A 13,340-nucleotide genomic window follows, 5' to 3' on the forward strand; every position below is an offset into this window, starting at 1 on the left:
TCGCTTTGCCCACCCTACAGCCCCGCATCTGCGGCAAACGCAGAGCCTACTTCACCTTCTCCGCCAGCTTCTTGATCGCCGCCTTGATCGAAGCGGCCGCGTCGTCGTAGCCATCCCACGCCTTCGATCGCGCCAGGAGTCCCGGCACGGTGCGAAGCGTATAACGCTTCGGATCGAGATCGCTCTTCAGCTGCGCCCAAGTCAACGGCATGGACACGGTGGCACCGTCGCGGGCGCGTGGTGACAACGCCGCCACCGCGGTCGACAGGCGGTCGTTGCGCAGATAATCGAGGAAGATCTTTCCGTCCCGCAACTTCTTCGACATGTTGAGCAGATATCGCTCGGGATGGTCCGCGGCCATCCACTGGCACACGCCGTGCGCAAAGGCCTTTGCTTCCTTCCAGCTCACCTTGTCACGCGCACCGTGGAGCAACGGGACCACGACATGCAGTCCCTTGCCGCCGGTCGTCTTGCAGAAGCTCTCCATCCCGACATCGGACAAGCGCTCACGCATCTGCTTGGCTGCCTCGATTACATCGGCGAAGGCAACGTCCGGCGCGGGATCAAGATCGAATACCAGCCGCCCCGGCGTGTCGTAGGCGTATGGCGCGCAATTCCAGGGATGCAGCTCAACGCCTCCGATCTGCGCCACGGCGGCAAGCCCCTCGACCCGATCGATCTGCAAATACGGCTTGCGGTCGCCGGAGATCTTTGCGAGCTCCAGCAGAGTGGACATGCCCTGCATGGCATGGCGCTGGAAGAATTTTTCGCCCTTGATACCGTCGGGGGCGCGAAGGATCGAGCATGGTCGCCCCTTCAGATGCACGATCATCCATTCGCCGACCGCCTCGAAATAGCGCGCCAGGTCGAGCTTGGTGACGGGCTCGCCATCCCCACCATCCGGCCACAGCTCCTTGTCCGGCTTGGAGATGACGACGCCCATCACTTCAGCGGTGCCAGCCTGCTTCGACCGCGTCGCGGCGTTCGCCCTGCCCTTCCGCGGCGACGGCTCGGCAAGCTCGGTCTTCACGGGCGTCTCGGCCTCAACCTCCTCGGCTGGCTTGTCCTGTCGCAGCCCCTTGAACGCCGCCTGGCGGATATTGCCGTCGGCGGTAAAGCCCGCGAACTCGATCTCGGCGACCAGCTCGGGTTTCAGCCAATGCACGTCGCGGGTCTTCTTCGGCGCGTTCTTGCCGCCGAACGGGCGCTCCCTGGCTTCCGCCGCCTTCAACAGCGGCATGATGCGCTTGACCTTGTCGGCACCAAAGCCGGTGCCGACAATGCCGACAAAGGCGAGATCATCGCCGCGGTGCACGCCCGCCATCAGCGAGCGGAATTTGCCATTCGTGGTTTTGTAGCCGCCGATCACGACCTCATGGCCGGCGCGGCATTTCGCCTTGGTCCAGCTTTCGGTGCGCCCCGAACGATACGGTGCGTCGAGCTTCTTCGAAACCACGCCTTCGAGCTCGAGCTTGCAGGCCGATTGCAGCACCGCATCGCCGCCGCTCTCGAAATGTTCGACATAGCGGATCTGGCTCGACCTCTTCTTGCGCGCGCCCAGCAGCTCATCGAGCTTCATCTTGCGCTCTCCGAGCGGCAGCCGACGCAGATCGAGACCTTCGGCCAACAAGAGATCGAAGGCGAAGAAGATGAGGTCATCGGTCTTGCCGTCCGACAGCGCAGCCTGGAGCGCGGAGAAGCTCGGTGCGCCGTTGCGGTCGAGCGCGACGATCTCGCCGTCGATCAGCACGTCCGGCAGCGCGCCGCCCTCCTTGGCGATCGATGCGAACTTTTCGGTCCAGTCGAGGCCCTTGCGGGTCTTAAGCGTTGCCTTGCCATCCTCGACCCGAAGCTGCACGCGGTAGCCGTCGAACTTGATCTCGTGGCACCAGCCCTCGCCCGGCGGCGGACGCTCCACCGGCGTGCAGAGCTGCGGCGCGACGAAATCCGGCATCTCCGAGACCTTCTTCGCGGTCGTCGCCACCGTCACCCTGCCCTTCTTCAAAGCCGTGCGCGGCGCAGGCTTGATGGTGCGCGTCTCCTTCTCGGCGCGATTGGACTGCCAGACCGCGTCGGCCTTGCCCTTGGTCCCCTTCGCCAGCATGAACGGCTTTGGCGCACGACCTTTGCCTTCGGCGATCTGCTCCATCGCCCGGCCGGAGGCGACCGATTTATCGTCCTCCAGGATGTTGTTATCCTCGCCCTCGCGGGCGTATTCGTCGCGATGCTTGATCAGCAGCCAGTTGGTGCGTTTTTCGCCGTCACGGTTGCGCATGCGCACGAGCACCCAGCTTCCATGCAGCTTGTCGCCGTGCAACGTGAACTTCAGGTCGCCCTTCTTGAAGCCGCGCTCCGGATCTTCCGACTCCCAGGTGCCGCGGTCCCACAGCATCACCGTGCCGCCACCATACTGGTCTTCCGGAATAGTGCCTTCGAAATCGCCGTAGTCGAGCGGATGGTCCTCGACCTCAACCGCGAGCCGTTTGTCATGCGGGTCGAGCGAAGGCCCCTTCGTCACCGCCCAGGACTTGAAGACGCCGTCAAATTCGAGACGAAAATCGTAATGCAACCGGGTCGCATCGTGCTTCTGGATCACGAAACGCCGCTGCTTCGACGGCGCCACAGCCGTCTCGCCGGATGGCTCCGGCGTCTTCTCGAAATCCCGTTTCTTCCGGTATGCGGAAAGGTTTCTCAGCACGGCCAATTCCAGAGCGCATGAAGGCTCACCAAGCCTAACACATGAGGCGGGTCAAAGTTGCCGTCATTCCAGGGCGCTGGCAGCGCGAACAACGAATTTCAAGATTCGGGTTTGGCCCCTCGGACCATCCCGGAACGACTGCCAGGGACTAGTCCCCCGCCTTCAACCGATACCCGATCCCGGTCTCGGTCAGCACATATTGCGGCCGCTCGGGATCGGCCTCGATCTTCTGGCGGAGCTGGCGCACATAGACACGCAGATATTGCGCGTCGGTCAGCTCGTCCCACAGTTCTTTCAGAAGAAACCGGTGCGTCAGCACCTTGCCGGCGTGCTGCACGAGCACGCGCAGGAGATCATATTCCTTCGGCGACAGCTTTATCTCGCGCTCGCCGACTTTGACGATGCGGCGAACGAGATCGACGGAGAGATCGCCGGTGCGGAACACCGGGCGCTCGCCCTTGACCTGGAGCTGGTGCCGCAGCGCGGCCCGCAGCCGCGCCAAAAGCTCGTCCATGCCGAACGGCTTTGTCAGATAATCGTCGGCGCCGAGATCGAGCGCCTGCACCTTGCCGGCCTCGTCGCCGCGGCTCGACAGCACCACGATGGGCACGCTCTCGTTGCGCGCACGGATGGTGCGGAGCAGCTCGTGGCCCTGGATATCGGGCAGGCCGAGATCGAGGATAATCAGCGCCGGCTCCTCGGTGAGCTTCTCCAGCGCGGTCTTGCCGTTCGGCGCTTCCAGGATGTCATAACCCTGCGTGGTGAGTCCCATCCGCAGCAATTTGCGGATCGGCGGCTCGTCGTCGATGACTAGAACCTTGATCGGGGGTGCGCTCATGCGGCGGTGTCCAATGCGTTGGTCTGCGCGGGGATCGGCAGGCGAATGGTGAGCACTGCGCCGCTGCGATCCCCGCGGTTCGCAGCCGTGATCGTGCCGCGCATCGCCTCGACGAAGCCGCGGGAGATCGCAAGACCGAGCCCTGTGCCGGGACGGACATGATCGCCCTTCTGCACGCGATAAAACTTGTCGAACACGCTCTCGAGCTCGCCCGGCGGGATGCCCTCGCCTTCATCAGCGACCTCGAGCACGACTCGGTCCCTATCGCGCTGGCTGCGGATTGCGATGGTGGTATCCGGCGGCGAGTACTTTGCCGCGTTGTCGAGCAGATTGAACAGCACCTGCTCGAACAGTACCGCGTCGAGCTCGAGCATCGGCAGGTCGGCGGCGAGTTGAAGCTCGACCTTGTGACGCGTCAGGATCTTGCTCGCCCGCCTCAGCGCGCTGCCGACGATCTCGCCGATGTCGTGCAGCGCCGTGTTCGGCACGATGGCGCCTGATTCCAGCTTGGTCATGTCGAGCAGATTGGCGATGAAGCGGTTGAGCCTTTCGGATTCGTCGATCACGGTCGCCAGCAGGTCACGCTTCTCGGTATCCGACAAGTCGCCGGCGAGATCACGGATGGTCGAGGCCGCGCCGAGCACGGAGGCCAGCGGCGTTTTCAGATCGTGCGAGATCGAGGTCAGCAGCGCCGAGCGCAGCCGCTCGGATTCGACCGTGCGCTTGACCCGGTCCATATCCTCGACCAGCAGCACGCGCTCGATCGCGAGCGCGCCCTGGTCGACCAGCGCATCGAGCAGGCGGCGCTGATCGGGCGTCAGCAGTGGACCGGTGCGATCGTTGTCGATGCCGATGACGCCGATCGGGCCGCGCCCGGTGCGCATCGGCAGGAACAGGCGCTTTGCGCCGGGCAGCGTGTCGGAGCCGCGGCCGGCAGAGCGGTCGTTGCTCCAGGCCCAGTTGGCGGCGGCAAGGTCGGCCTGGTCGAGCTCATCCTCCGGTGGATAGCCTGACTTCACCGTCAGCAGCCCATCTTCCGGCAGCAGCAGCACCACGCGAACCTTCAGCATCAGCGCGATCTGATAGGCGGTCGCCCACAAGACATCGTCGAGCGTAGCGGTGCCCGCCAGCTTGCGGCTGAAAGCATAGAGTTGCTCGGTCATCCTGATCCGGCCGATTGCCGTATCGGCCTGAGTGCGCACGCGAGCCGCGACATTGGACACCAGCATCGCAACCACCATGAACAGCACGAACGCCGCAACGTTGGTCGGATCGGTGATCGTGAAGGTATAGATCGGCGGCAGAAAGAAGAAATTGTAGGCAAGTGACGCCGCGACCGTGGCAAGCAGCGACGGCCAGAGGCCGTAGCGCACCGCGACCGCCACCACGGCCGTCAGCAGCACGAGATCGACGTTCTCGATGCCGAAGTAAGGCTGGATCAGCTCGGCGGCCCCGAGACCGACCAGAGTTATGCCGAGCGCCTTCAGGTAAGGCAGGGGATTGAACGGCTCCGAGCGTGCGGCCGTCTGTACCGCAGTCTCGGGGGCCGCCTCGCCCGGCAATTCGTCTCCGGAAATCACGTGCACGGTGATGTTCCCGGAGCGGCGCACGAGGTCGTGCACCACCGAGCCGCGCGCGATCTCGAACCAGCGCGAGCGCGACGACTTGCCGATCACGATCTGCGTGACGTTGTTGCCTTGCGCGAAGTTGATGACGTCGTCGGCGATGCGACGGCCGACGCCGGGGATGGTCAGCGCCTCGCCGCCGAGGGATTCGGCAAGCCGCAGCGTGTCGGCAAGCCGGTCGCGTTCCGCATCCGAGAGCTGGAGCGATCGCCGCGTCTCGATCGATATCGCCGTGAATGGCGCGTGCAGACGGTCGGCCAGCCGCTTGGTGTAGCGGACGAGGCCCGCCGCGCGCGGATCCTCGCTGACGCAGACCAGGATGCGCTCGCCCGCCGCCCACGGACCGGCGATGGCGTTGGCCTGCATATGGGTCAGTAGCTGCTCGTCGACGCGTTCGGCCGTGCGCCGCAGCGCCAGCTCGCGCAGCGCCGTGAGATTGCCCGGCGAGAAATAATGCTCCAGCGCCCGCTCGGCCTGCTTGGGTACATAGACCTTGCCCTCCTTCAGCCGCTGGATCAGGTCATCGGGCGTGAGGTCGATCAGCTCGATCGCATCGGCGCGGTCGAACACCGAATCCGGCACCGTCTCGCGTACCCGCACATGGGTGATCTGGGCGACAACGTCGTTCAGGCTTTCGATGTGCTGGATGTTGACGGCGGTATAGACGTCGATGCCGTTCGAGAGTAGCTCCTCGACGTCGAGATAGCGCTTGGGGTGACGGCTGCCGGGCGCGTTGGTGTGGGCGAGCTCGTCGACCAGCGCGATTTGCGGCCTGCGCGCGATCACCGCATCGAGGTCCATCTCTTCGAGGACCTGTCCGCGATAGTCGAGCTTCTTGCGCGGGATCACCTCGAGCCCGCGGAGCAGCGCTTCGGTCTCCGCGCGGCCATGCGTCTCGACGAAACCGACGACGACGTCGATGCCCGCCTTGCGCTTGGCGTGCGCGCTTTGCAGCATCTCGTAGGTCTTGCCGACGCCGGGGGCGGCGCCGACGAAGATCTTGAGCTTGCCGCTCGCGCTCTCCTCCCGGCGCGCCGCTTCCAGCAGCGCCTCGGGCGAAGGACGTTGTTCGGGATCGCGGCGCTCTCGGACCATCAGCGCATTATAATCATCCGGCCACAGGGAGCCTAGGCCGCTACTTGCCGGCGCGGTCTAGCGCCAGGTTCAGCGCCAGCACGTTGACCCGGGGCTCGCCGATCAGGCCGAGCAGGCGGCTCTCGGTGTTGGCGGCCACGATCTGCCTCAGCAAATCCTCCGGCATGTTGCGTGCTCTCGCCACGCGCGGCACCTGGAATTGGGCGGCTTCCGGCGAGATGTGCGGATCGAGACCGCTGCCGGACGTCGTGACTAGGTCGAGCGGCACGGGCTGGCCCGGGTTCTCGGCCTTCAGCTTGTCCACATCTTCTTTCAGCCGGTCGGCCAGCGCCTTGCTGGTCGGGCCGAGGTTCGAGCCGCCGGAATTGGCCGCGTTGTAAGGCGCTGGCACGGTCTTGCTCGAATCGTTCGGATCCGGTGCAACCGTCGCCGACAGGCGGCCGTGGAAATATCTGTCATCCTTGAACTCCTGCCCGATCAGGGCGGAGCCGATGACCTTGCCGTCCTTCTCGATCAGGCTGCCTTGCGCCTGGCTCGGGAAGAGCACGCCGGCAATGCGGGTCATCGCGAGCGGATAGACCAGTCCCGTGATGACGGTCAGCGCGACCAGCAGGACGATGGCGGGGCGGATTTCTCTGAGCATGATGTCTCTCCTAGTTCTCCGTCATTGCGAGGAGCGAAGCGACGAAACAATCCAGCCAGTCAGCTGCGGGGACATTTCTGGATTGCTTCGCTTCGCTCGCAATGACGATCTCAGGCCAAATGCAGGGCGGTGACCACGAGGTCGATCGCCTTGATACCGATGAAGGGAATGATGATGCCTCCCAAGCCGTAGATCATCAGGTTCCGGCGCAGAAGCGCACCGGCGCCGACGGCGCGGTAGGCGACGCCCTTCAGTGCCAGCGGAATCAGCGCGATGATGATCAGCGCGTTGAAGATGATCGCCGACAGGATGGCGCTCTGCGGGCTCGACAGGCTCATGATGTTGAGCACGTTGAGCTGCGGGTAGAACGCCAGAAACATCGCCGGGATGATCGCAAAGTATTTTGCGACGTCGTTGGCAATCGAGAACGTCGTCAGCGCCCCGCGCGTCATCAACAGCTGCTTGCCGATCTCGACCACCTCGATCAGCTTGGTCGGATTGGAGTCGAGGTCGACCATGTTGCCGGCTTCGCGCGCAGCCTGCGTGCCGGTGTTCATGGCGACGCCGACGTCGGCCTGCGCAAGCGCCGGCGCGTCATTGGTGCCGTCGCCGCACATGGCCACCAGCTTGCCCTTGGCCTGCTCGTCGCGGATCAGCTTGAGCTTGTCCTCAGGGGTTGCCTGCGCGAGGAAGTCGTCGACGCCAGCTTCCGCCGCGATCGCGGCCGCCGTCATCGGATTGTCGCCGGTGATCATGATGGTGCGGATGCCCATGCGGCGCAGCTCCGCAAAACGTTCGCGGATGCCGCCCTTGACGATGTCCTTGAGCTGGACGACGCCGAGAAGGCGCCCATCCTTGGCGACCGCCAGCGGCGTGCCGCCGGATTTCGAGACCTCATCGGCAATGGCCTGGATCTCGCGGCCGACGTCCGACAGCGCCCCGGGCTGCATGGCGCGCGCGGTGTTGCCGGAGGCAACGGCCAGCGGCGCACCACCGCCGACATAGTTGAGCATCGCGTCGATCGCGCCCTTGCGGACCGACGTGCCGCCTGCGTCGACACCGCTCATACGGGTCTGCGCGGTGAACGGGATGAAGGTGGCACCCAGTTCGGCCATGTCGCGGCTGCGGATGCCGTATTTCTCCTTCGCCAGCACGACGATCGAGCGGCCCTCCGGCGTCTCGTCGGCGAGCGAGGCAAGCTGGGCTGCGTCGGCGAGTTCCTTGTCGGTCACACCGCGCACGGGACGGAACGCGGTCGCCTGGCGGTTGCCGAGGGTGATGGTGCCGGTCTTGTCGAGCAAGAGCGTGTCGACGTCGCCGGCGGCCTCGACCGCGCGGCCGGACATCGCCAGCACGTTGAAGCGCACCAGGCGGTCCATGCCGGCGATGCCGATCGCCGACAACAGCGCACCGATCGTGGTCGGGATCAGCGTCACGAACAGCGCGACCAGCACGATCACCGAGATCGAGCCGCCGGCATAGGCGGCGTAGCTCGGAATGGTGACGGTGGCGAACACGAAAATGATCGTGAGGCCCGCGAGCAGGATGTTGAGCGCGATCTCATTCGGCGTCTTCTGCCGCTCGGCGCCCTCGACCAGCTTGATCATGCGATCGATGAAGGTCGAGCCCTGCGCCGCGGTGATGCGGACGCGGATCCAGTCGGATAGCACCTGCGTGCCGCCGGTCACCGCCGAGCGGTCGCCGCCGGACTCGCGGATCACGGGGGCGGACTCGCCGGTGATGGCGGCTTCGTTGACGGAGGCAACCCCCTCGATCACTTCACCGTCAGAGGGGATGGTATCACCCGCTTCGACCAGCACGATATCGCCGACCTTCAGGCTGGTGCCGGGCACGACCTTGAAGGTCCGGTCAGCGCCGGTCAGCAGCTTGGCCTGGCTCTCGGTGCGGGTCTTGCGCAGCGAGTCGGCCTGCGCCTTGCCGCGGCCTTCGGCCACAGCTTCGGCGAAGTTCGCGAACAGCACCGTGAACCAGAGCCAGAGGATGATCTGGAAGGTGAAGCCGAGACCGGCGCCGCCGGTGACGAGGTCGCGCGGGAAGATCACGGTGGTGAGCGCGGCCACGATCTCGACCACGAACATCACGGGGTTCTTGACCATCAGCCGCGGGTCGAGCTTGGTGAAGGACGCCTTGATCGCGGGCAGCACGATCCTGGGATCGAGCATCGCCGACATCGGCGCACGTTTTTGCAGTTTCATCGTATCCATGGAGGTCACTCCAAACAGTCAGAGTCAGAGGACTTGGCGATCAGAACACTTGGCCGGCGTTCATCGCGAGGTGCTCGACGATCGGTCCGAGCGCGAGCGCCGGGAAGAAGGTCAGGCCGCCGATGATCAGGATCACGCCCACGACCAGGCCGACGAACAGACCACCGGTGGTCGGGAAGGTGCCAGCTGACGGCGGATGCGTCTTCTTGCTTGCGAGCGAACCCGCGATCGCCATCGCCGGGACGATCATGAAGAAGCGGCCGACGAACATCGCGCTGGCAAGCGTGAGGTTGTAGAAAAACGTGTTGCCCGTCAGGCCGGCAAAGGCCGAACCGTTATTGCCGGTCGCCGAGGTATAGGCGTAGAGCACCTCGGTGAAGCCGTGCGGTCCGGCATTCGCCATCGACGCGACCGCCGGCGGGAACACCACGGCAACCGCGGTCCAACCGAGATACATCAGCGGCAGCACCAGGATCGCGAGCATCGCCATCTTGACTTCGCGCGCCTCGATCTTCTTGCCGACATATTCCGGCGTCCGGCCGACCATCAGGCCCGCGACGAAGATCGCGAGCACGACGAACAGCAGCATGCCATAGAGGCCAGCGCCGACGCCACCGACGATGATCTCGCCGAGTTGCATGTTGATCAACGGGATCATGCCGCCGAGCGCGGTAAAGCTGTCGTGCATGGCGTTGACGGCGCCGCAGGAGGCGGCCGTCGTGATCACCGCAAACAGCGAGGACGCCACGATGCCGAACCGTACTTCCTTGCCTTCCATGTTGCCGCCGGTGAGCCCGAGCGCCTGGAGGGTCGACGTGCCGTTGGCCTCAGCCCAGTAGGTGACGGCGACGCCGGCGAGAAACAGCACGCCCATCACGGCAAGGAGCGCCCAGCCCTGGCGCTGGTTGCCGACCATGCGGCCGAACACGTTGGTCAAGGCGGCACCAAGCGCGAAGATCGAGATCATCTGCACGAAGTTCGACAGCGCCGTCGGGTTCTCGAAGGGATGCGCCGCGTTGGCGTTGAAGAAGCCGCCACCATTGGTGCCGAGCATCTTGATCGCGACCTGCGAGGCGACCGGGCCGACCGCGATGGTCTGCTTGGCGCCTTCGAGCGTGGTCGCTTCGACATAGGCCCCAAGCGTCTGCGGCATGCCCTGCCATACCAGGAACAGCGTGTAGACGATGCAGATCGGCAACAGGACATAAAGCGTGCAGCGGGTGACGTCGACCCAGAAATTGCCGATCGTGCGCATCGAGGCGCGCGAGAAGCCGCGGATCAGGGCCACGGCGAGCGCAATGCCGGTCGCTGCCGACAGGAAGTTCTGGTGCGTCAGCCCCAGCATCTGCACGAGGTAGGAGATGGTGCTCTCGCCGCCGTAGTTCTGCCAGTTGGTGTTGGTGATGAAGGAGATCGCGGTGTTGAAGGAGAGATCTTCGGCCACCGCCGACTGGCCTGCCGGATTAAAGGGCAGCACGGCCTGGAGCCGCATCACGCCGTAGATGATCAGGAAGCCGCCGACATGGAACAGGAGCATGGCGACCGTATAGGTCAGCCAATGCTGCTCGCGCCTCTCGTCGACGCCCGAGATCCAGTAGAGCCCGGCCTCGACCGGGCGCAACACCGGCGACAGGAAGGTACGTTCGCCGTTGAAGACGCGCGTCATGTACCAGCCAAGTGGCTTGGTCAGGGCGACGATAATGGCGCAATACAGAATAATCTGGAGCCAACCGATGAGAGTCATGGCCTAGTCCTTAAGTCCTTGAGAACCGGTCTTCCGCGCAACAGCGGCAGGAGCGCCGCGAGCAAGAGCCCCACGAGCAGGGCGTCCGCGAGAAGCAGCAGCACGGTCAGAACCGCTCGGGCCGCAGCAACGCGTAAGTGAGGTAGATGAGGAGGCCGAGCGAGACGGCGCCGGCGAGCGAATAATCGAAGATCATGGCGCAGCTCCCGTCACAACCGTTCGCAGGCGTAGGTGTAGCCGATCGCAAGCGCGAAGAAGGCAAGGCCCAGCGCCAGCATGATGATGTCGAGCATGAGAATGTCCCTATGCATCCAAGGCGGTCCGGAAACGGATGCCGCGCTGTCAGGCCGACAGGTGCCACCCGGGGCATAGGTTTTCGAGATGAACGCTATGGTGACGATATAGGAATCTCATAAAGGCCGGGGAGCGGTGGGTAGCTCACAGGTGTCTGGCCGGCGGCACAAATCACGCCGTCGTCCCGGCGAAGGCCGGGACCCATACCGCGGAATCCATCAATTGCGGGTAGTCGCAGTACCGAACTCCGAATCTTCACCAAACTGCTCCATGTGGTGATGGGTCCCGGCCTTCGCCGGGACGACAACGGAATGTTTGGCGGGCAATTCCCTCCCCTTACGCACTCCGCTCCGATCTTTATGAAATCCCTATATCTTTCTCCCCGGCCCCATCTCGCTTTCAAATGCCCTTCCCGCGATCTTGATGGCGTCGGCTGCGGACCTGCGGCCGGCCGAGGATCGAGACGCCGTCATGTCTTCCGTTCTGCAAAACTTCGACCCGCTTGCGCTCGGCGAACAACTTCGTAGCGCGCATGCGGTCACGCGGCCCCTGATGCTCGATGTCATCGACAAGGCCTGCCGTCGCTTCCCTTCGCTCGGACAGAGCGAACGAACCGCACGGCTGACGCGCCTGATCGACGCCGAAGCTTGGGCCGATGCCGCACTCGCGCTGCTGGAGCTGGAGCTGCCGCTGTGGCAGGTCCGCCGCATCGCCTATGACGAAGGCGAATGGTATTGTGCGCTCTCGCGCGAGCGCGAGTTGCCGGATTGGCTGGAGAGCTCGGTCGAGGGACGGCATTCCGACCTCGCGCTCGCATTGCTCTCGGCCTTCGCCGAGGTGCAGGCTCTCACCGCAAAGGCGACCCGGCCCAGCGTGCCGTCCGTCCGCCAAACCGCGAGCCCGCTCTACGAGCCGGTCAATTGCGACCATTTCGGCTGACTTCTCGGTCAAGACGCCTAGAGCCTTGGCGCGATCGCCGGACATGCTACGCACACAGAGCACGACACAGGTCCTCGCACGCTTTGGCGTGCGCGTCGGCCTGCTCGGCTGCTTTGCCGCGTTCAGCAACGTCGGCTTCGTCCGAGGCCTTGCCGCCCTGTTCTGGATGGCGATCATCCTCTGCGCGCTCGTCGGCCTGATCAAGCGCGAGCCCCTGTTCCGCGCGAGGCTCAATCATTGGGACGAAGGTGTCGCATTCGGCGCATTGTTCGCCCTGGCGCACATCGTCAATCAGCTCAACGCAGCCTGAACACCGGCGGCCACCGGCTTTATGACGTTCCTATGAGATCGTCCCGCGACCGCGCTCGAAATCATATTCGCAAGCTAGGATATTATGCAGACAAGTTACGCAAAGCGTGCCCCGCAACGAATCCTCCATACATTCGTCGAGAGCGGACAGCCGGCATCAGCGGGCTCGGATTGCGTCGATCAGAAGGAATACGAAAGTGAAACTCGTCGAACCTCCGTCGTGCAGCTCGCCCTCGACCGTCGTCTTCATCGGCCAGAACCGCAGGGGACAGTGGGTCGCCCAGGAACAGAACGGCCTCTATGGCGGGCTGTTCGTCAGCCGCGCGCAGGCCATCAAATATGCGCTGTTCGAAAACGGCCATCATCTCGAGACCATCGTCGAGCTGCCGCGAGAGCTCGAGCTCGACATGAGCCGCCGGCCGCAAGCGCTTGCCGACCGGCGCGCCGCCTGAACGCATCTTTCCAGGGAGTATCCAATGCTCCAGCTCCATTCATTCACCTCCGGGCACGATCAGGTCGTCGAGACCATGATCACGCTCACGCACCTCTCCAACCTCAATCGCGCGATCGTCGCCGGCCAGGGCAGCACCAGCCTGTATCTTGCCCTGCGCCGGCGCGGCCTGGTCCGGATTGGCTTCCCCTCGACGTTTCGCCTCCGCAAGGCGACATGCGCCATCGGCCTCATCACCGTCCAGGAATCAATGGACGAATTTGAGATCGCCTTGGCGCAGGTCGCCCCTTCGCTCGGCATAGCGGCGAGCATTGCCGTACTCATCAAACCGAGCGAAAGCGGCTTCGCGATCAAGATCCGCAAGAAGCTCGAACAACTCGGCTTCCGGATCGAGGCTGGCGTGAGGTGCCATCAAGGCCTCGTTCTCTCTGCGCGGCGGCAAGGCCTTGCTCAGATGGAACGGGCGGCGTGAGGTTGCG

General features: G+C 64.4%; 11 protein-coding genes. 4 read left to right on the forward strand and 7 right to left on the reverse strand.

The window, feature by feature from the left end; genetic code table 11:
- Window positions 1–46 precede the first annotated feature (46 nt).
- From ligD to QQL28_RS09020, 7 genes are all read right to left on the reverse strand, one after another.
- The gene (gene ligD / locus QQL28_RS08990; RefSeq protein WP_284263817.1) at window positions 47–2,698 is read right to left on the reverse strand and encodes a DNA ligase D; all 2,652 of its coding nucleotides are present in this window, start codon (window positions 2,696–2,698) and stop codon (window positions 47–49) included.
- 148 nt (window positions 2,699–2,846) lie between these two features.
- On the reverse strand, window positions 2,847–3,536 hold the full coding sequence (locus QQL28_RS08995; protein ID WP_284263819.1) for a response regulator: 690 nt from the start codon (window positions 3,534–3,536) through the stop codon (window positions 2,847–2,849).
- Window positions 3,533–6,256, reverse strand: a complete 2,724-nt coding sequence (locus QQL28_RS09000; protein WP_284263821.1) for a sensor histidine kinase — start codon at window positions 6,254–6,256, stop codon at window positions 3,533–3,535. The genes QQL28_RS08995 and QQL28_RS09000 overlap by 4 nt, the downstream gene beginning before the upstream one ends.
- A 40-nt stretch (window positions 6,257–6,296) precedes the next feature.
- Window positions 6,297–6,899 carry a K(+)-transporting ATPase subunit C gene (locus tag QQL28_RS09005; protein WP_284263823.1) on the reverse strand — a complete coding sequence of 201 codons (603 nt, stop codon included), beginning with the start codon at window positions 6,897–6,899 and terminating at the stop codon, window positions 6,297–6,299.
- A gap of 110 nt (window positions 6,900–7,009) precedes the next feature.
- Window positions 7,010–9,124: a potassium-transporting ATPase subunit KdpB gene (kdpB, locus tag QQL28_RS09010; RefSeq protein ID WP_284263825.1), complete on the reverse strand. Its 2,115-nt coding sequence runs from the start codon at window positions 9,122–9,124 to the stop codon at window positions 7,010–7,012.
- A 40-nt stretch (window positions 9,125–9,164) separates the two neighbouring features.
- Window positions 9,165–10,868, reverse strand: coding sequence for a potassium-transporting ATPase subunit KdpA (kdpA, locus tag QQL28_RS09015; RefSeq protein ID WP_284263827.1), 1,704 nt, complete (start codon window positions 10,866–10,868; stop codon window positions 9,165–9,167).
- Window positions 10,869–10,974: 106 nt separating this feature from the next.
- A complete protein-coding gene (locus QQL28_RS09020; RefSeq protein ID WP_042340291.1) occupies window positions 10,975–11,064 on the reverse strand; it encodes a K(+)-transporting ATPase subunit F in 90 nt (29 codons plus the stop codon).
- Between the two features lie 569 nt (window positions 11,065–11,633).
- Between QQL28_RS09020 and QQL28_RS09025 the strand changes: the two genes are divergently transcribed.
- The 4 genes from QQL28_RS09025 (at window position 11,634) to QQL28_RS09040 (ending at window position 13,333) form a co-directional block, all read left to right on the forward strand.
- On the forward strand, window positions 11,634–12,101 hold the full coding sequence (locus QQL28_RS09025; RefSeq protein WP_284263838.1) for a hypothetical protein: 468 nt from the start codon (window positions 11,634–11,636) through the stop codon (window positions 12,099–12,101).
- 43 nt (window positions 12,102–12,144) lie between these two features.
- A complete protein-coding gene (locus tag QQL28_RS09030) occupies window positions 12,145–12,411 on the forward strand; it encodes a hypothetical protein (protein ID WP_284263839.1) in 267 nt (88 codons plus the stop codon).
- 196 nt (window positions 12,412–12,607) lie between these two features.
- Window positions 12,608–12,862, forward strand: a complete 255-nt coding sequence (locus tag QQL28_RS09035; protein ID WP_284263842.1) for a hypothetical protein — start codon at window positions 12,608–12,610, stop codon at window positions 12,860–12,862.
- A gap of 24 nt (window positions 12,863–12,886) precedes the next feature.
- Complete coding sequence (locus QQL28_RS09040) at window positions 12,887–13,333, forward strand: hypothetical protein (protein WP_284263844.1); 447 nt, start codon at window positions 12,887–12,889, stop codon at window positions 13,331–13,333.
- Window positions 13,334–13,340 lie beyond the last annotated feature (7 nt).

It is taken from the genome of Bradyrhizobium iriomotense (assembly GCF_030160715.1).
In the GTDB taxonomy this organism is placed as follows: Bacteria; Pseudomonadota; Alphaproteobacteria; order Rhizobiales; family Xanthobacteraceae; genus Bradyrhizobium; species Bradyrhizobium iriomotense.

What these genes read in the sequence shown, in the direction of transcription:
- QQL28_RS09040 (WP_284263844.1), top strand. Translation starts at nt 12,887, where the DNA reads ATGCTCCAGCTCCATTCATTCACCTCCGGGCACGATCAGGTCGTCGAG.
- QQL28_RS09005 (WP_284263823.1), bottom strand. Translation starts at nt 6,899, where the DNA reads ATGCTCAGAGAAATCCGCCCCGCCATCGTCCTGCTGGTCGCGCTGACC.
- QQL28_RS09000 (WP_284263821.1), bottom strand. Translation starts at nt 6,256, where the DNA reads ATGGTCCGAGAGCGCCGCGATCCCGAACAACGTCCTTCGCCCGAGGCG.
- kdpB (WP_284263825.1), bottom strand. Translation starts at nt 9,124, where the DNA reads ATGGATACGATGAAACTGCAAAAACGTGCGCCGATGTCGGCGATGCTC.
- QQL28_RS09020 (WP_042340291.1), bottom strand. Translation starts at nt 11,064, where the DNA reads ATGATCTTCGATTATTCGCTCGCCGGCGCCGTCTCGCTCGGCCTCCTC.
- kdpA (WP_284263827.1), bottom strand. Translation starts at nt 10,868, where the DNA reads ATGACTCTCATCGGTTGGCTCCAGATTATTCTGTATTGCGCCATTATC.
- QQL28_RS09030 (WP_284263839.1), top strand. Translation starts at nt 12,145, where the DNA reads ATGCTACGCACACAGAGCACGACACAGGTCCTCGCACGCTTTGGCGTG.
- QQL28_RS08995 (WP_284263819.1), bottom strand. Translation starts at nt 3,536, where the DNA reads ATGAGCGCACCCCCGATCAAGGTTCTAGTCATCGACGACGAGCCGCCG.
- QQL28_RS09025 (WP_284263838.1), top strand. Translation starts at nt 11,634, where the DNA reads ATGTCTTCCGTTCTGCAAAACTTCGACCCGCTTGCGCTCGGCGAACAA.